Genomic DNA, 20,728 nt, shown 5'->3' with positions numbered 1-20,728 from the left:
TAAGCGGCGTCGCGATCGGCTCGGGACTACACTCGAACCGGGCCGTGCGCCCGTCGTGCCCTCATGTCCAGGGCGTATCACACAGCCAGGGAGGGTTGTTCATGCCAGAGACCTCGGCAGGAACCCTGACCGCATCCGGGAAGCCGGCGAAGCAGAGGCCTGGCGGCACGCTGTATCGCGGCCGAGAGGGCATGTGGTCGTGGGTGCTGCATCGCATCACGGGTGTCGCGATCTTCTTCTTCCTCCTCGTGCACGTGCTCGACACATCGCTCGTGCGGGTCAGCCCCGAGGCCTACAACGCGGTGATCGGCACGTACCAGACGCCCCTCATGGGCCTCGGCGAGACCGCGCTCGTCGGCGCGATCGTCTTCCACGCCTTCAACGGCCTGCGGATCATCCTCGTCGACTTCTGGGCCTGGGCCACCCGGCACCAGAAGGTCCTCTTCTACGTGGTCATCGCGCTCTGGGTCGTGACCATGCTCGCCTTCGTGCCCCGGCACCTGATGAACGTCTTCAGCCACTGAGGAGGCCCAGGGACATGACTGCCATCGAAGCGCCTCGCACTCCCGCACGCCCCGCTCGGAAGCGCGGCGTGAACTGGGAGAAGTGGGGCTGGATCTACATGCGCGCCTCGGGCGTGGTGCTCCTCGTGCTCATCTTCGGGCACCTCTACGTGAACCTCATCGACGGCGAGGGCATCAAGGCCATCGACTTCGGGTTCGTGGGCGGCAAGTGGGCGCAGCCGTTCTGGCAGTGGTGGGACGTGCTGATGCTCTGGCTCGCGCTCATCCACGGCGCCAACGGCATGCGCACCATCGTGAACGACTACACGAACCCCGGCTCGCTGCAGAAGGTGCTGAAGGGCGCGCTGTTCGCCGCGGCGGCCGTGCTGATCGTGCTCGGCACCCTCGTGGTCTTCACGTTCGACCCGTGCCCCGCGGGCTCCCCCGCGGACCTGCTCCCCTCGTTCTGCCCCGCCGTCTAGGAGACCTGTGAATCCCGAGAGCGCCCACGTCGAGACGAAGACCGTCGACGGCGTCCACTACCACCAGTACGACATCGTCATCGTCGGCGCCGGCGGCGCGGGCATGCGGGCGGCCATCGAGGCCGGCCCCGGTGCGCGCACGGCCGTCATCTCGAAGCTCTACCCGACGCGGTCCCACACCGGCGCGGCGCAGGGCGGCATGGCCGCGGCCCTCGCCAACGTCGAGGAGGACAGCTGGGAGTGGCACACCTTCGACACCGTCAAGGGCGGCGACTACCTCGTCGACCAGGACGCCGCCGAGATCCTCGCCAAGGAGGCCATCGACGCGGTCATCGACCTCGAGAACATGGGCCTGCCGTTCAACCGCACGCCCGAGGGCAAGATCGACCAGCGGCGCTTCGGCGGCCACACGCGCGACCACGGCAAGGCACCGGTGCGCCGCGCGTGCTACGCGGCCGACCGCACGGGCCACATGATCCTGCAGACGCTGTTCCAGAACTGCGTGAAGCTCGGCATCGAGTTCTACAACGAGTACTACGCGCTCGACCTCGTGATGACCGAGGTCGACGGCGTCGAGCAGCCGTCGGGCATCGTGGCGTATGAGCTCGCGACCGGTGAGCTGCACGTCTTCCAGGCCAAGGCGATCATCTTCGCGACGGGCGGGTTCGGCAAGATCTACAAGACCACCTCGAACGCGCACACCCTGACGGGCGACGGCGTCGGCATCATCTGGCGCAAGGGCCTGCCGCTCGAGGACATGGAGTTCTTCCAGTTCCACCCGACCGGCCTGGCCGGCCTCGGCATCCTCCTCACCGAGGGCGCCCGCGGCGAGGGCGCCATCCTCCGCAACGCCTCGGGCGAGCGGTTCATGGAGCGATACGCACCCACCATCAAGGACCTCGCCCCGCGCGACATCGTCGCCCGCTGCATGGTGCAGGAGGTGGCGGAGGGCCGCGGCGCCGGGCCGCACAAGGACTACGTGCTGCTCGACTGCACCCACCTCGGCGCCGAGGTGCTCGAGACGAAGCTCCCCGACATCACCGAGTTCGCGCGCACCTACCTCGGCGTCGACCCGGTGTACGAGCCCGTCCCGGTCATGCCGACCGCGCACTACGCGATGGGCGGCATCCCCACCAACGTCGCCGCCGAGGTGCTGCGCGACAACACCACCGTCGTACCCGGCCTGTACGCCGCCGGCGAGTGCGCCTGCGTCTCGGTGCACGGATCCAACCGCCTCGGCACCAACTCGCTGCTCGACATCAACGTCTTCGGCAAGCGGGCCGGCCGCAACGCGGTCGAGTACGTGCAGACGGCCGACTTCGTGCCGCTGCCCGACGACCCCGCCGGCGACATCCGGCGCATGCTGCAGCTGCTGCGCGACTCGAACGGCACCGAGCGGATCGCCGCGATCCGCAAGGAGCTGCAGGACGAGATGGACAAGGGTGCACAGGTGTTCCGCACCGACGAGTCCCTGGCGCATGTCACGAACGTGATCGCCGGGCTGCGCGACCGCTACCGGAACATCGCCGTGCAGGACAAGGGCAAGCGGTTCAACACCGACCTCCTCGAGGCGGTCGAGCTCGGCTTCCTCCTCGACCTCGCCGAGGTCGTCGTCTTCTCGGCCCGCAACCGCAAGGAGAGCCGCGGCGGCCACATGCGCGACGACTTCCCGAACCGCGACGACGTGAACTACATGCAGCACACGATGGCCTACCTGTCGGGCGACGCGCACTCCTCGCTCGCCGACGACCACATCCGGCTCGACTGGAAACCCGTGACCATCACCCGCTACCAGCCGATGGAGAGGAAGTACTGACGTGACCACCGCCACGCTCGAGGCCCAGTCGACGGATGCCGCCATCCAGTCGTTCACCGTCACGTTCCTGATCCGCCGCTTCGACCCCGATGTCGACACCGAGCCGCGTTGGCAGGACTTCGACGTCGAGATGTACCCCACCGACCGGGTGCTCGATGCCCTGCACAAGATCAAGTGGGAGCAGGACGGCTCGCTCACGTTCCGCCGTTCGTGCGCCCACGGCATCTGCGGGTCCGACGCGATGCGCATCAACGGCCGCAACCGGCTCGCGTGCAAGACCCTCATCAAGGACCTCGACATCTCGAAGCCCATCTACGTCGAGGCGATCAAGGGCCTTCCGCTCGAGAAGGACCTCGTCGTCGACATGGAGCCGTTCTTCGCGAGCTACCGCGAGGTGCAGCCGTTCCTCATCGCGAACTCGACGCCCGAGGCCGGCAAGGAGCGCATCCAGTCGATCGCGAAGCGCGAGATCTTCGACGACACCACGAAGTGCATCCTCTGCGCGGCGTGCACCTCGTCGTGCCCGGTGTTCTGGACCGACGGCCAGTACTTCGGCCCCGCGGCGATCGTCAACGCGCACCGGTTCATCTTCGACTCGCGCGACGACGCGGCATCCGTGCGCCTCGACATCCTGAACGACAAGGAGGGCGTGTGGCGCTGCCGCACGACCTTCAACTGCACCGACGCCTGCCCCCGCGGCATCGAGGTGACCAAGGCGATCGCCGAGGTCAAGCAGGCCATCATGCGCGGCAAGCCCTGAGGCGCTGACGCAGACCACGACGAAGGGCCGGTGCGATGCACCGGCCCTTCGTCGTGGCACCGGCAGGCCGTTCCCCCTGCGCCGTGCCGGGCGGTCCGGCCCGGCGGGGCGTCACCGCCCCGCCGGGTGACCGGGCTCAGTCGCCGGACACCGTTCCCCGTCGCCGCCGGATGAGGACCCAAGCCACACCCAGGCCGCCGAGGAGCATCAGGCCGCCACCGAACCAGAGCCAGGGCTCCGACGCGAAGCCGGTGACCGCGGTCTTCTGCGGCAGGCTCACGGTCACCGAGTCCTCGGCGCACTCGATCAGGTCGGGCACGTCGTCGCCCGTGTCCGCGTCATCCCAGCAGACCTCGCCGGTGTTGACGATCGAGGACGCCATGGTTCCCGGTCGCACGTGCACGCCGAGCACGATGTCGGGCGCCGTGGTGATGTTCGGTCCGAGCACTCCGAGCAGGTCGCAGTGCAGGGTGCCGCCGTAGCCGCCCGAATCCTCACCGGTGACCTCGCAGTCCTCCCAGCGCGGGAAGGCGGGCGCGGCATCCGTGGTGATCGAGTCGACCCGGAGATGACTGGGGATCGTGTCGAAGATCTCCACCGTGTCCGCGGCGCCCGTGCCGACCGAGGTGACCCCCAGCGTGTACGAGAAGTTCGCGTCGGACTTCGTGGACGTCACGCTCGCGGTCTTCTCGATCACGAGCTCCGACGGCCGTTCGATCGCACAGGTCGGGAGCGCCTGCGGGTAGACCGCCAGCACCTCCTCGCTCGGGTTGATCGAGAACGTGATCGAGGCCGGGTTCACCTGGTCGCGCCACGGATAGGTCGGCACGGTCTCGTCGAGGATCAGGTCGAGGAACCTGGTTCCGGGCGTGGGCGGCGTGATCAGGTCCTGCTCGGTGATCGGACGCCAGCCGGGGAACGCGTACGGGATGCCGTTCGCGTCCACCGCGGCCCCCGGCCAGAGGAGCCGGCCGGTGCGCGCATCCCAGGGGATCGTCTCCACCTTGGTCTGCGTGCCGTCCGCCGACACCCACGTGACCGTGATGTCGGCCGGGGCGACGTTGTCGGTGACCGAGATGTCGTAGTAGAGCCACGGCACGTCGTTCACGCAGCGGACGTAGGCACCGGAGTCGATCCGCTTGACGGGGACATCCACGTCGTCGCAGTCGTTCGTGGTGAACAGGTCGTCCTCATACACCTCGACGCACGCCTCATTGGGGATCGGGTCGCTGTCGAGCGGCGGGATCACCGGGGGCGGGTCGTCGGGGCCGACGGCAGGCGGCGCGTCGACCGGCACGACCGTGAAGAGCACCGGGATGGTGATGGTCGTGATCGTGCCCGGGCCGAACGGTCCGGCCGCCGTGGCGCTGAACTGGTTGCCGACCGTGTTCTCGGTGAAGTCGCCGCTGTCGGGATCGAAGGTCGCGGGCCCCGTGATCTCGAGCGTGTCGGGCAGCAGGTCGCTGACCACCACGTTCGTGACCGGCTCGGTGCCGTTGTTGGTCACGGTGAGCGTGTACTCGAAGGCATCGCCCTCTTCGACGGCCGTCTGGCCCTCGGGGAGCACGTACTCCTTGACGATGCCCACGTCGACCGGCTCGGCCACGTTCGTGACCTGGCAGTCCACGCGCGCGCCCAGCACGACCGTCGCGTCCGTCGCCTGGCCGCCGCGGATGCAGCCCCACGCTCCGTTCTCGTAGAACTGCAGGAGCGGGTTCGCGAGGCCGGTCGCGTTCGGCGTCTCGGACAGGTTGTAGGTGCCCGTCGGGACCGTGAACACGAGCTGGCCGCTGCCGATGCCGCCGACGTTCACGAGGCCGGCCGCCAGCACGTTCCACGCGTTCGCCTGCAACGGGGTGAGCCCGCCGAGGTCGATGTTCGCGAAGGCCGAGTTGTCGACGAACTTCTGCAGCCCGATCTGGCCGACCGGGATGTTCGTGCAGTCGTCGAGCTCGGTCACGATCGTGCCGTTGCCGAACGTCGCGCCGTTGAAGAAGCCGTTGCCGGTCTCCGAGGCCACGCAGTCCACGGTGTCGATCGACTGGATGTTCGCGACGAACGCCTGGATCGTGATGGTCCACACCTCGCTCGTGCCCGCGGCGATGGCGTCGCCGGAGGTGAGCGTCGTGTCGGTGTCGCCGTTCCACGTGGCGACGACGTCGCCGTCGGGATCAGTGGCCACCGCACTGGTGATGACGACGCCCGCCGGGAAGGCCGGCGTGTCGCTCAGGTCGTAGAACAGGTCGTCATCGCTGTCGTTCGTGACCGTGATCTCGTACTCGACCTCCCAGTTGCCGAGCCCGAGGTTCGTCGCCGGGCCGGTGACGAGCTTCTCGGCCGTCGCCTGTCCCGGCTCGTCGCACGCGCTCACCTCGGTGGGCAGCCCGTCGACCGTCAGCGTGCCGACGTTGCGGAATCCACCCTCCTCGACGTTCTCCTGGCTGCACTCGGTGGTCTCGTCCTCCCAGGCCTGCTCGGTCACGGTCGCGCCGACCGTGATCGCGTACTGGTGGGTGGTCCCCGGCGGCAGCACCACGTCGTCCGCGAGCGTCGCGGTCGTGGTCGCCGGCAGGTCGTCCCAGCTGCCCGAAGATCCGCCGGGGCCGGTCCAGGATGCCTCGTCGACCGTGATGCCCGACCCGAACAGGTCGAGGTCGTCCTCGAGGTCGTAGGTGAGCGGCGACACCCCACTGAGGTTCCGGACCGCGAGGGAGTAGACGATCACCCAGCTGCCGTCCGTCAGCTGCTCGGTGGAGGCCACCGTCTTCTCGACCGTGTACTCGGCCGGCTTGGCGGTGTTGACGATCTCGCAGGTCACCGTCTGGCCCGGCTCGAGGGTGACGTCGGCGCCCTCCAGCTGCGCCGGGGTGTTCGGGTCGGTGCTCGTCACCGTGCAGACCCAGTCCCCGCCCTCGAACTCGTCAGCCTCGGGGAAGTCCGCGGACTCGGCGAGCGTGTACGGCGTGTTCGAGTCGACCTCGCCCGTGGCACCGCCGGCGCCCGAGAGCACCTCGGTGTCACCGTCGGAGGCCGTGAGCGTCCAGAGGGTGGGCGGGAATTCTCCCGCGACCTCGGCCGGCTCGACGGTCTTCACGAGCGTGAGCTTCGGCGCGACATCCGTGTTCACGATCTCGCAGTCGACGCTCGCGCCGAGCTGCGTGACGGTGAGCGTGGCGTTCGTCGCGCCGGCACTGGTCACCAGGGTGAAGGCGTCATCGCCCTGCGGCGAGGTGCACGCCCAGGTCTGCGAGACCTCGTAGGCGACGCCGTCCTCCCAGACGGTGGAGACCTCGTTGAGCGTGTAGCCCGTGTCGACCTGCACCGAACCGGTGGCTGAGCCGTCACCGCTGAAGGCGTCGGCGTCGTCGCCGACGTTCGTGCCGCTGAGCGTCCAGTCGGTGGCCACGGCGTCGCCGCCGTGCGCGTTGTCGACGATCTTCTCGAGCGTGACCTCCTGCTCGCAGTCGACCTCGTTCGTCACCGTGAACACGTTGTACGTGTCGACGAGGGTCTCGACGCCGGTTCCGTCGGTGCCGACGAGCTCGCAGCCCTCGGGGATGACGACGTCGCTCTCGTCGATCGACACCTCGTCGTCCTCCACGTAGGGCCCGTACTCCTCACCCCAGGCGACCGGGTCGCCGTCGAGCGTCGGCGTGGCCTCGAAGCCCTGGGGCAGCGCGTCGCTGTCCCAGGCGATCGGGTCGCCGCCGTCGATGACCCAGAGCTTCTGGAGCTCCACCACGACGGGAACGTCGAAGCAGGCCTCGGACTCGTAGTCGTCGCCCGAGACGACGAGCGCCCCGTTCAGCAGCCCCTGGCCGCCCTCACCGTCGCAGCGGTGCGAGGCGTCGCCCGGCACGTCGTCGACCGTGAACGACACCACGACCTGGAAGGTGTGGGTCACGCCGCCGGCGAGCGCCTGGTCCTCGACGACCGTGTCGTCGGTGGAGTCAGCGCCGTTCCAGGCGGGGTTCACCGTGACATCCGTGCTGGTGATCTCGCGATCGACGATCGTCACGTCCTCCGTGAAGTTCGGGGTGTCGCTGAGGTCGTAGACGAGGCCCTGGTCGGCACTGAGGTTCCGCACCGTGATCTGGTAGCCGGCCTCCCAGTGGTCGCCGACCTGCACCACGCCGCCGACCGTCGACTTCACGACCTCGGGCTGCGCGGGCAGGCCGCACCCGGTGTCGGTCTGGGTGGTCGCGCCCGAGGTGAGGGACGCCTCGTTGAGGAATCCGACGTTCGGAGCGCCGTCGGTCGGTGCGCAACTGCCCGTGGTCGGATCCGCGAACGCCTCGGCGTCGACCGTCGCCGTGACCGTCACCGTGTAGGTGTCGACCTCGTCGATGCCGATGAGCTTGGGCGAGCCCACGATCGTCTCGGTCGGGTTCGCCTCGGGGTCGGCCCAGTCGCCGTCGTCGCCCTCGCCCGTCCACTCGGCCGAGAGGATCTCGACCTCGGGGCCGAAGCGCAGGGTGTCGCTCAGCGTGTACTTCGTGATGAAGTCGGCGTTGCCGGTGACGGTCACGTCGTAGACGGCGGTCCACACGCCGTCGGCGTCCTGGGTGACGACCGGGTCGCCCTTCGACACCGTCGGCACGCCGCCGTCGGTGATGTCGGTGCACTCCTCGTCGTCGCGGACGATCTCACCGCTCGTCAGCACGGCCTCGTTGAAGAAGCCCTTGCCCGGCGTGGGTGCCGCGACCGTGCACTCGAGGTCGGCCGGGGGCACGCTGCCCGACGGGACGTCGACGTTCAGCACGATCGTGAAGACGTCGGTCTCGCCGGCGGCGATCGGCTGGTCGGTCGCGATGACGATGTCCGTCGTGCCGTCGTAGGCCACGGTCGGGCCGCCGTCGATCACGTAGGAGTTGTAGATCACTCCCGCCGGGAACTGCGGGTCGTCGATGAGCGAGTAGAAGCTCGGCTTCGCCCCCGGCGCGGTGTTGGCGGCCGTGAGCGTGTAGCTGACGTTCCAGCTGCCGTCGGGCTGCTGGGCCGCAGTCGCCCCGGTCTTCGAGATGGTCGGAGCGCTCGGGCTGTCGCACGCGGTGTCGGTGGTGTCCTCGCCGCCCACCGTCAGCACGGCGGCGTTGTTGAAGGCGCCGTCGGTCGCGCCCGAGGGGCACGCGGTCTGGGCCGGGGTGAGGTCGGGGCCATCGAGGGCGATGCCCGTCACGGTGATCCGGTACGTCGTCGAGGCGTTGCCCGCGAGGTACGCGTCGACCGCGAGGTCGCCGGATCCGGCCCACGACGTCGGGTACGGCACGCCGTCCTTCGTGACGGCGTAGCCCGCTCCGCCCAGGTCGACGCCCGCACCGAAGTGGAGCTCGTCGGCCAGGGAGTAGGTGCCGCCGAACGCGTCCGTGTTCGTCACGACGAGGTCGTAGGCGATGGTCCAGAGGCCGTCGGCGCCCTGCGACACCGAGCCGAACACCACGGACTTCTCGTGCACGATGTCGGGGGTGTCCACGGTGACGCAGCCGGTTGCATCCGTCTCCTGGTTACCCGAGAGGAGCGTGGCCGTGTTGTTCAGTCCGTCGTCGGACGGGCACGTGTAGGCGGGGTCATCCGCCCCGATGCGCACCGTCACGGCGATCTGGTAGACGTGCTGGTCGACGCCCGGTGTGCCCGGCAGCGCGACGTTGTCGGCGAGGAGGGTGTTCGGAGCGAGACCGGTCCATCCGGGGACCGTGGGCACGGGCGCGGACACGACGGTCGCGGTGCCGACCACCTCGGCCGAGGCCGGGAGGTCGAGGGCGTCCCCGAGGTCGTAGATCACGCCGGTGGTGGCCGACGGGTTCGTCACGGTGATCGTGTACGGGAGCGTCCACGTGCCGTCGCCGTTCGCGACCGCCGCACCGCCAACCTTCGTGATGGTCGGGTTGACCGGCTGGGCGCACGCGTCATCCTCGCCGACGGTCTGCCCGTTCACCGAGAGGGTCGCGGTGTTCAGGAATCCGCCGCTGTCACCCGACGTGGGTGCCGGGCAGGCGAGCTCGTTCTCGGGATCGGCGAACGCACCGGCATCGACCGTGGCCTGGACCACCACGGTCCACGTGTCGGTCGCACCGGCGGGCAGAGACCTGCCGGCCGTGAACGTCTGCACGCTGCCGAAGCCACCGGCGAACGGATGCGACGGGCCGCCGTTCGGCTCGGCGTAGTCGGCGTCGAGGATCGTGATGTCGCCGCCGAAGCCGAGCTGGTCGGCCAGTCCGTAGGTGACCGGAGCGAACGCGCTCGGGTTCTTCACATCGATCGTGTAGGTGATGGTCCAGGTGCCATCGGCGTTCATGACCGGCACGGCCACGTTCTTCACGACCGTCGGCGTGAACGGCTTCAGCGTGTTGGTGACGACGCAGGCCACCGAGTCGCCGGCGCTGAGGGCGCCCACGGCCGGGCCGGGAACATTGGGGCCGCCGTTCTTCGAGCACTGCCAGGTGCCGGCCTGGAACTGGTCGGCGTTGGGCAGGGCCGTCGTCTCGGCGAGGGTCAGGGCGACGCCCGCGGGCACCGTGACGAATCCGGGGGTGCCACCGGCACCGGATGCCACGACCGCGGCCGTGTCGTTCCGGGTCGCGCTCAGCGTCCAGGCGGTGTCGGGCGCGACGCTGCCGGTCACGACCTTGTCGAGGGAGAGCTTCGGCGGGATCGGACGGTTCGTGATCACGCACGTGGCGCTGTCGAGCGCCGGAAGGGTGACGGTCGTCGTCGTGACGTACGTGCCGTTCGGGCCGGTGTTGCACTGGATGGAGACCTGCTCCCAGCCGGCGGGGCCGCCGGACTCGGAGATCGTGTAGGCCTTGCCCGGGCGGACGGAGATGGTCTGGCCCGTGGTGACCGTCTGAGCGTTCAGCCCCGGGACCGCCGGCGCGTTGGGGGTGGCGGTGAGGTTCCACGCGGCGGGGTTCGCCGTGATGCCGTCGATCGGCTGGAGCGTCTTCACGAGCGTGAGCCGCGCGGTCTGGTTGACCGCCGTGCACTGCACCCAGTTGCCGAAGCCGACGTTCACGCCGCCGTTCAGGCCGCCCGCGTTGCCGCCGGTCGGCTGGCCGTTGGCATCGAGCGGCACGCACGCCCAGCTGCCGGTGGAGCCGGGCACGGAGAGCACCGGGTCGCGGTTGTCGAGCTGCGTGTACCGCGGGTCGCCGCCGGACTCGGCGAGCGGGTAGACGACACCGGGCGTGATCGTGCCGGTGACGCCGGAGCCGCTGTCCTGGCCTTCGGGGAACGCGAGGGCTCCACCGCCGGGCGTCAGGGCGTCGAGCGTCCACAGGTTCGTGGGCACGGCGTCATCCGCCACGTCCTTGCGCAGCGTGAGGCGCGTCGGACAGGTCACCGTATTGGTGATCTGCACCGTGTTCGCGCCGGCCACGAGCTGGAGCTGGTAGGGGTTCGTCAGCGGCACGTTCGTGCCGCTGCCGTTGACCTGGGTGACCGTCTTGCTGACGACCTGGCACAGGGTCGGGAGGGCGCCGAGCGTCTCGTTGATCGGGATGGTCTGGCCGGCGGAGAATCCGCCGACGACGTTGCCGAAGCCGGTGCCCTGCCCGTTCACCACGGCGTTGCCGGTGAGGGCGGGGTTCTGTCCGTGCGGGATCGCCGGCTGGCCGTTGATCGCCCAGAGCTTGTTGACAACGACCGTGGCGGCCGGGTTGGGCGCCTGGTTGTAGAAGGTGCAGCTGACGGCCGTGCTCGGGCTGACCGGCACGTTGACGCCGGGCTGTCCGGGCACGGTGTTGTTGTTGGTCACGCCGGCGATGATCGGCTGGGCGGGGTCGGTGAGGTTGCGACAGACCGCGTTGAGGCCCGACTGCGGCAGGCCGGTGAATCCCGCCTGCATCGTCTCTCGCACGACCACGGTGCCCGTCGTCGTGCCACCCGTGAAGACCAGCGGGTAGTTGATCGAGCCGGTGCCGGCACCGGTCTGGCCGTTGGCGGGGTTCGGCGCGCCGACCGTGACGCCCGCGGTCGGGTTCGTGGCCGAGATGGCCCAGCCGCCCGTGGGCTGCGCCTGCTGGATCGTGCCGCCCGGCGGCACGACCTGCTTCACCACGCTCACGGATCCCTGGCAGTTGCCGAGGGCGAGCTGGCGGAGGGCGGCGCCGGCGGCGGCATAGTTCGCGGTCTGGTAGTAGTCGGCGGTGCCCGGGTTGCTGCCGTTGTAGGCGGTCGGTCCCGAGATCGCGCGGAGATTGAGGGCCGTGTCGACGTTGCTCACGCCGTTGCCCACGCCGAGCGCGATGACCCGCGTGTTCTCGGCCTTGATCGCGTTGGCCGAGAAGATGGCGTTCTCGACCTCGCGCACCCGGGTGAAGTCGCCGGGATCGGTCTCGGAGCCGTAGACCGTCGGGTTGCCGTCGGTGAGGACGATCGCGACGTCGTACGCCGTCGGCGAGACGGCGACCTGGTGCAGGCCGCGGTCCCAGTTGGTGTTGCCGTTCGTCGGGGCGGTGAGGCCGTTGATCCAGCCGTTGACGGTGGCCGCGCCGGCTGCCGTCGACACGGCCGTGATGGGCCGGTTCTGGTTGTTGCTGTAGTTCGCGGGGGCCGCCGAGGCGAACGTGAACAGGCCGACGTTCGAGGGGGTTCCCACGAGCGCGTCGACGAGGGTGGTGCCGGCCGCGCGGGCCTGGGCGATCGAGGAGTTCACCGACCCTGACAGGTCCATGACCAGGGCCACGTCCAGGCCGCACTGCTGGGGGGCGGCCACGTTGTTGCGCGAGGTCTGCCAGACGCCGCCGGATGCGTCGCGGTTGGTGTTGCCCGAGCTCACCATGAACTCGGCGGGCGGGGTGGTGGTGTAGGTCTGCCCCTGGCGGATCTGCCACGTGTTGCCGTTCTGCGGCCGGAGACCCACGCGGAAGCTGTAGCTGGTCGCCTGGTTGTCGCCGCCGAAGGCGTCGCCGGTGCGCAGCGTGGGGTTCGTGAAGTATCCGGCGGGAGCGGCGATCTGGCGAACCCACATCTCGCGGTCGCGGTTCACGCCGCCCTGATCGGTGTCGGGGACGACGAAGCTGCAGTCGCCCGCGGCATCCGCGGTACAGCTGAAAAGCAGCGTGCCGCCCGTGCGGGCGGTGTACAGCCCGAGCTGCACCCCTGGGAGCGCCGAGATCGAGTTCGGGTCGGCGGTGCTGCGCACGTCGCCGGTGCGCACGGTGATGACCGCGTTGTCGCCCGTGGCCGGGGGAACGGCGAACACGCCGACGTCGCCCTGCGCCTCGTCGGGGGCGGCCTTGCGCTGCTGCGGTGCGTCCGTCGGCTCGTCGGTCTCCGACGGCTCCTCGGTGGAGGTCTCGTCGCCGGGCTCGTCGGTCGGCTCCGCGTCTTCGTCGGCCGGCGTCGGCGTCGGCGTCGACTCGGCGGGGTCGGTGGCCGGGTCGGTCGACGGGTCCGTCGCCGCGGGAGACTCCTCCGTCGGTGCGACCGTCGTCGTCGCCTCCGAGGTCTCGCTCGTCGAGGCATCCGTACCCGGATCGTCAGCCGGATCGGCGAACGCCATCGTCGGCAGGCCGATCGCCAGCAGGCCCGCGACCGCGACGACGGCGACGGCCCCGCGGAACGTGCGCTTGCGCCGCTCGACCCGCTCTCGACGGCTTCGGCGCGTGGTGGAGGCGCCAGTGGATGAGGAACGGTCGAACAAGCTGTCCATGGTTGTCGAACCTTCGCGTCGGGGGGCGGCGCAGATCTGAGGATTGCGCAACTGCGCCGAGTCAAGCAGAGCGAACGGGGGACACGACAGGGTGCACTCGACACCAATACGGGGGACATGGTCCGCTTCGAAAGCGCACCTGATCAGGCACTGCGAAATCGTGTCACCCGAAGACGGGGTACGTGTCCCCCGGCACGCGACGTCCGATCGGGGGACGCGCTGGGGACACAACGCGAACCCGGGCTCTGCGCACGCCGGTGGGGCCGGCGCATTCGCGCCGGCCCCACCGGGTTCGTTTCCCCCCTGCCTCAGGCCTGGATGCGACCCTCCCGGCGTCGTCGGATGATCGTCAGGCCCACGAGCACCGCGCCCAGGAGGGCGAGCACCCCACCGCCCCAGACGAACGGCGTGACGTCGAGCCCGGTCGAGGCGATCGCCGCCTGCTTCACCGGCACGTCGACCGTGTCATCTGCACACGTGATCACCGCTTCCGCGTCCGCCGGGGCATCCGCATCGTCCCAGCACACCTCACCGGTGTTCGAGATCGACGTCGCGTGGCTCGCCGGGTTCACGTGCACACCGAGGGTGATCGGCGGCGCCGTCGTGAGGTTCGGCCCGAGCACGCCCAGGAGGTCGCAGTGGAGCACGCCACCATAGCCGGCGCTGTCCTTGCCCGTCACCTGGCAGTCCTCCCAGCGGGGGAAGGCTGGCGCCGGCGCCGTGTCGATCGAGTCCACCCGCAGGTCGGTCGGGATCGCGTCGAAGATCTCGACGGGCTCCGCTCCCCCGGTTCCCACCGAGGTGACCTTCAGCGTGTACTCGTAGTCGCCGCCCGGCGCCGTCGACGAGACGCTCGCCGTCTTCTCGATGTCGAGGTCGGGCGGACGCACGATCGCGCACGCCGGCAGCGCCTGCGGGTAGGTGACCAGGACGGCCTGGCTCGGGTTGATCGAGAAGGTCACCGTCGCGGGGTTCACCATGTCGCGCCACGGGTACGTCGGCACGGTCTCATCCAGGATGAGGTCGAGGAACCGCGTGCCCGGAGTCGGCGGCGTGATCAGGTCCTGCTCGGTGATCGGGCGCCATCCCGGGAACTGGTACGGGATGCCGTTCGCGTCGACCGCGGCGCCCGGCCAGAGCAGCGGCTCGTTCCGGTCCTCCCAGGGGACGACGACCTCGTAGGTGAGCGTGCCGTCACCCGAGACCCACGTGACCGTGATCGGCCCGGGCGTGACACTGTCCGAGACCTTGATGTCGAGGTACAGGTACGGCACGTCGTTCACGCAGCGCGGGTAGGCGCCGGCGTCGATGGCCTTCTGCGGCACGTCGACGTCATCGCAGTCGTTCGTCGAGATGAGGTCCGCCAGGGCGCCCTCGGTCGGCGTGATCGCGACGCACGCCTCGTTCGGGATGTCCCCGAGGTCGACCGGCTCCACCACGGGCGGCGGATCGTTCGGTCCGACGACGCCGGGCGCCTCGACCGGGGCGGGCTGGAGCATCGTGACCGGGATGTGCACCGTCACGACCTCACCGGGTGCGAACGGGCCGACGCCGTGGGCGGCGAACTCGTTGCCGACGGTCGACTCGCTCCAGGTGCCGAGTCCGTCGAAGTCCGCGGCACCCGTGATCGCGAAGCGCGCATCGATCGTGTCGGCGATGTCGAGCTCGGCGACCGGGAGCGTTCCGTTGTTCCGCACCGTGAGCACGTAGTCGAACTCATCGCCGGCGTCGACCGCGGTCGCGCCCTCGGCCAGCTCGTACGCCTTCTCGAGGCTGACGTCGACCGACTCCGCCTCGTTCTCGACGGCACAGCTGGTCAGGTGGCCGAGGGTGACGGTACCGACGTCATCGGTGTCCACCTTCGCGCCGCCGTCGATGCCGCATCGCCAATCGCCGTTGAAGTAGTACGCGAGGAGCGGGTAGTTCGCCTTCGCCTGGGAGATCGCCTCCAGCAGCGAGTAGTCACCGGTCGGCACCGTGAACACGAGGCCCGCGTCACCAGCGACCAGCAGCTGCGTCGCCTTCGCGGCGTTGTCGCCGGTCAGGTTCCAGTCGCCGGGCGTCAGCACCGAGAGCGATCCCGGCGTCACCCCGCCGAGGTCGATCCGGCTGAGGATCGCCTCGAGGGCCGAGTTGTCGACCGTCTTCTGGAGCTGGATGCGCCCGACCGGGATCGTCGCGCACGCGTCGACGTCGGTGACGATCGTGCCGTTCACCAGCGTCGCCCCGTTGAAGAACCCGTGGCCGCTCGTCGAGGCGAGGCAGGCGACGTCATCGAGATCGGTGACGTTCACCACGTTCGCCACGACGGTGATCGTGTAGGTGTGCACGGCGAGCGGTGCGATGACCTCGTCGTCGGCGAGGACCGTGACGTCGTCACCGTTCCAATCGGACGTGTCGACGCCGGCGTCGTTGGTCGCAACGGCGTCGCCGTCGTCGATGGTGACGCCATCGGGGAATCCGAGTTCGTCCTCGAGGTCGTAGTACAGATCGAGGTCGGCGCTCTCGCTCGTCACCACGACGTGGTAGACGACCTTCCAGTCGCCCCCGCCGAGGTTCTCGGGCGATCCCACGATCTCCTTGGTGACCGTCGTGCGTCCGGGCTCGTCGCAGTCGGTGGCAGCCTGCGGCTCGCCCTCGCCGACGGTCAGGAACGCCGTGTTGCGGAATCCGCCCGGTTCGGTGTCACCCGGCTGGCAGATGTCCTGGCTGGTCTCGTACACCTGCTCCGGCACGGTCGCGTTGATCGTGACGGTGTAGGTGTCGGTTCCGGATGCCGCGACCGACTCGTCGCGGGCCAGCACGAAGTTCGACGCCTCGGCGTCCCAGTTCGCGGCTTCATCCGACGGTCCCGTCGCCGACGAGTCGTTGATCACGACGCCGACGCCGAAGTACGGCTCGTCGTCGAGGTCGTAGACGAGCGGCGCGACCGGGCTCTGGTTGGTGACCGTCACCTCGTAGACGAGGTCCCAGGTGCCGTCGGTCTTCTGCTCGATGGAGGTGAGGTCCTTCGTGATCAGGCCCGTCGGCGGCACGACGTCGTTGGTGACCTCGCAGGTGAGCGAGGCGCCCGGCGTCGCGACGAACGTGTTGCCCGTCGTCTCGGGGTCGTCGTCGGTGCAGACGACCTCGCCACCCGACCAGCCCTCGGGAAGGTCGCCCTCGGTGACCGTGTAGACGGTACCGATCGCGAGATTCGTCCACGTCACGCTGTCGGTCTCGTCACCGATTCCCGACACCGTCTGCTCCGCCTGCGGGAGCACGCCGTCGGCCGGAGCGATCGTGAGCGGGAACTCCCACTCGAACCCCTCGGGCACTCCGGTCACGTGCTTGGTGACGGTGACGTCACCGGGCTGCGCCGTGTTGGTGACGGTGCAGCTGAGCGAGAGGCCCGGCGTCACGAGGAACTGGAAGCCGGCGAGCGCCGCATCGGCGTCCGTGAGGTTGCCGCCGTTGCAGACGAAGCCGCCCTCGTTCCAGCCACCCACGTCACCCTCCGTGAGGGTGTAGGTCTGGCCGACGACGAGTCCGTCCCAGCTCACGCTGGAGTCGGCCTGGGTGACGTGCTGGGTCGCGTCCTGGCCGGTGACCACCGGCGAGATCGTGATCGCGAAGTCGAAGGGGTAGCCCTGCGGCACGCCCTCGACGATCTTGCGCACCGTCACGTCGCCCGCCTCGGGCACGTTCGTGTAGGTGCACGTCACGGTCTGGCCGGCCGCGAGCGTGATCTCCGCCGTGGCATCCGTGACCTCGACGCCGCCGCTCGGCGAGCACTCGAGGCCCTGGAGGTCCCAGTTCGCCGTCGCCGACTCGTTGACCGTGTAGGTGCCGGGAAGGAGTTGCCCGAAGATCTTCGCCGGGTCACCGTCCTTCAGCGTGAAGTTGGTCGCCGGGGCATCCGGAGCATCGAAGGTGAACGGGAAGTCCACGCCCGCGCCGCCGGGGATCGAGCCGACGCCCGGCACCACCTTGTCGATGATGATCGTCGACAGCTCGGTGTTCGAGTAGGTACAGGTGACCGTCTCGCCCGGATCGAGGTCGATGAGGCCCTTGAGCGCGTTCTGGGCGTCCACCGCGGAGCCGTTGTCGGCGCCACCAGCGCGCGACTCCACGCAGCCGACGAGCTTGCCGACGTGGGTGTTCGTCAGCAGTTCGGTGACGCTGTAGCTGCCGGCCACGACGTTGTCGTAGGTGTTGGCGCCGACGCCGCCGGCGGTGGTGATGCCGAAGCTGCCGATCGAGGGGTTGCCGGCCCAGGGCCACGTGCCCGTGAACTGGAAGGTCGAATCAGCGCCGTCGATGTTCTTGACGATGATGATCTTGCCCTTGGCGGTGTTCGTGATGTCGCACGCGAACACGTCTCCGGCCTGCACGGTGAACCCGCTCTCGGTGACCGGCTGCGCGGCATCGCTGCCCGCGTGCTTCACGGTGCAGGTGAGCTCACCCGCGACCCAGCCGGTGCCGGGGTTCTTCTCCGCGAGCGAGTACGTCGTTCCCGGCACGAGGTTCGCGAACGTGGTCTCGGCCGATCCGCCGCCGGCGGGAGTCGCGACCATCTGCTCGACCGGGGCGCCCGCGGGTGCGAGCGGGGTGAGCACGAACGTGAAGGTACCGCTCGCGCCGACCGAGGTCTTCGTGATCTTCGCCGAACCGGGCACCGCCGTGTTCAGCACGGTGCAGGTGAGCGTGAAGCCCGGCGTGACGATGAACTGGTCGCCGGCGAGGTTCGGGTTCGAGTCGGGGCCGCACTCCACGGCTCCGCCGGCCCATCCGGCCGGCAGCTTCTCCGTGATCGTGTACTCGGTGCCGACGTCGAGGTTCTTCCACGTGACGCTGTCGGTCGTGTTCCCCGACCCGCTCACCGTCTGCGTGGCACCGGGGGTCACCCCGGCGCTCGGCGAGATCGTGAGGTCGAACGCCCAGTCGGTTCCGGATGCCACGCCCGCCACGGTCTTCGTGACGGTCACCTCACCGGGGGTGGCGACGTTCGTGATGTCGCACGTGACCACGAGGCCTGGGGTCACGGTGAACTGCCACGTGTCGCCGACCTCCTGGCCGACGTTGCAGGTGAAGCCCTCGGTCGTGTAGCCGGCGACCGCGATCTCGTTCAGCGTGTAGGTCTGGCCGACGATGAGGTCGGTCCACTTGGCCGTCGGCGTCTCGTCGGACACCGTCTTCGGGTTCTGCTGGCCGCCGGGAACCGGGTCGATCCCGATCTGGAACGCCCATTCGTCGGCACCGTCCACGTGCTTCGTGACGGTGACCTCGCCGCGCGTCGCGGTGTTGAGCACGGTGCACGTGACCGTCTCGCCCGGGTCGAGGGTGATGTTGATCGGCGAATCCGTGGTCGGGTTCTCGTTGGTGCAGGTCATGCTCGTGACATCCCACCCGGCGAGCGCCGCCTCGGTGAGGGTGTACACGCCGGGCTTGACCTGGTTGAAGGCCTTCTCGCCGCCGTCCTTCAGCGCGAAGCCGGGCTGGCCCGTGAGCGTGAAGTCGAACGAGGTCGTCGCACCGTCGGGGTTGGTCTCCTTCTTGACGATGATGTTGCCGCGCTGCGTGTTCGTGTAGGTACAGGTGACGAGTTCACCGGGTTCCAGGTGGATGCTCGCGACGCCCGTCGCCACATCGCCCGTCGAGGCGACGCCCGTGGCGTCGTCGGTGCAGGTGAGGCCGGTGAGGTCGTACGCCGGTGCCGGCGTCGTCTCGGTCACCGTGTAGTCGCCCGGGGCGACGCTCGTGTAGTCCTTCGACCCCGTCTTGGTGTCTCCGGTCGTGGTGATCTGGAACGGCCCGCCCGGGACCGTCGTCGTGAAGTCGAAGGTGCCGTTGGCGCCCGCGACGTTCTTGATGATCCTGATCGCGCCGTCCTGCCGGTTGGTGAAGGTGCACTCGGTGATCTGCCCGGCGACCGTGGTGACGACGGCGGTGCCGGTCGCGAGGGTGGTGGTGGCGGGGGTGGAGCAGGTCAGCGCCGTGAGGTGCCAGGCCGGCGTGCCTGGCTCGGGGAACTCGTTGATCGTCACGGTCGAGCCGGGCACGAAGTACGTCACCCCGGAGCTCTGGCCGCCGTCGACCTTCACGGGTGTGCCGTTGATGGCGAAGTCGAACGTGGTCGGGTCGCCCTGGGCGACCTTCGTGATCTTCACGCCCGAGGTGGAGTTCGTGATCACGCAGGTGGTGGTGGCGCCGACGAAGAGCTTGAAGGGCTGGTTCGTGTAGGTCTCGACCTGGTTGGTGGAGGGGTTCGTCACGGTGCAGACGGTGGACTGGTGCACCCACGGCTGCCCGGCGTCGACCGTCTCAGCGAGCTGGTAGTCGGTGCCCGCGAAGACGTTGCCCCAGGTGTGGGTGTCGCCGACGCCGATCGGCGCGGCGATCGCGTTGTTGTTGCCCTGGGGAAGTACCGGGCCGGTCAGCGTGCTGTCGTGCACGATGCCACCGCCGGTGCGGGTCACGGTGTAGTCGAAGACGTCGTCCGACGTGGCATCCGCCGGGTTCGCGACCTTCTTCACGACGAGGCCGCCGCAGTTGGTGATGGTGAGCGGGTTTGTGGAGACGAGCTTGTCCTTCAGCGTCGCCTGATCTCCGTTGCCGGTGCGCGTCACGAAGCCCGCATCGAGGAAGGTCCGACAGGAACCTTGTGTCGGAAGCAAGCCCGAGGCCGTGAGGTCGACGGCCATCTCGCCGAACGTGGCGTCGTTGCCGGTCGTGTTCGTGTCGGTGTTCAGGCCGACCGCAGCCTGGTAGACGACGGGGTTTCCGGTCGACACCCACGACGACCCGTTCCAGCTGAGAATGCTCACCGACGTCGTGCCGCCGCCGGCGGGATCGTAGTTGAACTGGATCAGGTAGTCGTCCGAACGCCCGGCAGCAGGTCCCTCGAAGATCTCATAGGAGGTCATGTCGCCGTTGCCGGAGTATCGGGTCCAGTAGGCGTAGAAGATCGTGTGTTGCACCCCGCCCACCGTCACGATCTCGTACGCCGAGCCGCCGGTACAGGCATCGCCCTTGTCGTTCGCCGTCCCGGTCGTGAGCGGCCAGGTTGCGTTGTCGACCTTGGTGCTGGGAACGAGGATGTTGTCGACCCCGAGGTTCACGCCGCACACCCCCGGCGTACCCTGCGTCGTCCCTGCATCCCAGCTCTTCTGTGCCGCGATGATCCCGGAGGACTGGTATCCGCCGGGCGAGGTCGTGTACGCCGGCTTCGGCGTGGACCCGATGACACCCGCCCAGTCGTTCGCGCCCGACGTGTTCCCGTCGATCTCGAACGAGGTCGTGATCGGGCCGAGCGTCGCCGCCTCCGCGGAGGTCGCGGGCGCGAGCGCCACCGCGACCATCCCGCTCGTCGCGACCAGTGCGCCGACCACGAGCGTGCTGAGCAGGCGGCGCCTCGAGCGCCGGTGCAGCAGTCGCGCCATCCGCGAGTCGGGCAGGTCGTCGGTCGAACGGGCGTGCACACGCGTCTTCGCGCTCATCATCAGCCTTCGGGTTGATGGAGCAGCAAGCGACAGC

The 20,728-nt window shown here is 69.2% G+C and carries 6 protein-coding genes; 4 read left to right on the top strand and 2 right to left on the bottom strand.

From position 1 onward, the window contains the following. The first annotated feature begins 101 nt into the window (after positions 1–101). From sdhC to AC1DZA_RS04035, 4 genes are read left to right on the top strand one after another with little or no spacing between them, the layout of a single operon-like run. The gene (sdhC, locus tag AC1DZA_RS04050; RefSeq protein ID WP_309973315.1) at positions 102–524 is read left to right on the top strand and encodes a succinate dehydrogenase, cytochrome b556 subunit; all 423 of its coding nucleotides are present in this window, start codon (positions 102–104) and stop codon (positions 522–524) included. A gap of 14 nt (positions 525–538) precedes the next feature. Beyond that, positions 539–985 (top strand): succinate dehydrogenase hydrophobic membrane anchor subunit, encoded by a 447-nt coding sequence (locus AC1DZA_RS04045; RefSeq protein WP_476771799.1) that lies wholly within the window; start codon positions 539–541, stop codon positions 983–985. A gap of 7 nt (positions 986–992) precedes the next feature. Continuing rightward, positions 993–2,801 (top strand): succinate dehydrogenase flavoprotein subunit, encoded by a 1,809-nt coding sequence (gene sdhA / locus AC1DZA_RS04040; protein ID WP_476771798.1) that lies wholly within the window; start codon positions 993–995, stop codon positions 2,799–2,801. Position 2,802: 1 nt separating this feature from the next. Continuing rightward, positions 2,803–3,561 (top strand): succinate dehydrogenase iron-sulfur subunit, encoded by a 759-nt coding sequence (locus AC1DZA_RS04035; RefSeq protein ID WP_159599891.1) that lies wholly within the window; start codon positions 2,803–2,805, stop codon positions 3,559–3,561. Between the two features lie 136 nt (positions 3,562–3,697). Here AC1DZA_RS04035 and AC1DZA_RS04030 read toward each other — a convergent pair whose 3' ends face one another. Both AC1DZA_RS04030 and AC1DZA_RS04025 read right to left on the bottom strand, forming a co-directional pair. Further along, complete coding sequence (locus tag AC1DZA_RS04030) at positions 3,698–13,213, bottom strand: VWA domain-containing protein (RefSeq protein ID WP_476771797.1); 9,516 nt, start codon at positions 13,211–13,213, stop codon at positions 3,698–3,700. 308 nt (positions 13,214–13,521) lie between these two features. After that, entirely contained in the window at positions 13,522–20,691 is a 7,170-nt protein-coding gene (locus AC1DZA_RS04025) for a prealbumin-like fold domain-containing protein (protein WP_476771796.1), read from the bottom strand. Between the last annotated feature and the right edge of the window lie 37 nt (positions 20,692–20,728).

The sequence above is a fragment of the Agromyces sp. P2_B3 genome (assembly GCF_056404815.1).
The sequence above is the reverse complement of the archived record's forward strand: the minus strand, read 5'-3'. Positions and strand labels throughout refer to the sequence as shown.

Coding starts and splice junctions, on each gene's coding strand:
- AC1DZA_RS04045 (WP_476771799.1), top strand. CDS start 539: ATGACTGCCATCGAAGCGCCTCGCACTCCCGCACGCCCCGCTCGGAAG.
- sdhC (WP_309973315.1), top strand. CDS start 102: ATGCCAGAGACCTCGGCAGGAACCCTGACCGCATCCGGGAAGCCGGCG.
- AC1DZA_RS04025 (WP_476771796.1), bottom strand. CDS start 20,691: ATGAGCGCGAAGACGCGTGTGCACGCCCGTTCGACCGACGACCTGCCC.
- AC1DZA_RS04030 (WP_476771797.1), bottom strand. CDS start 13,213: ATGGACAGCTTGTTCGACCGTTCCTCATCCACTGGCGCCTCCACCACG.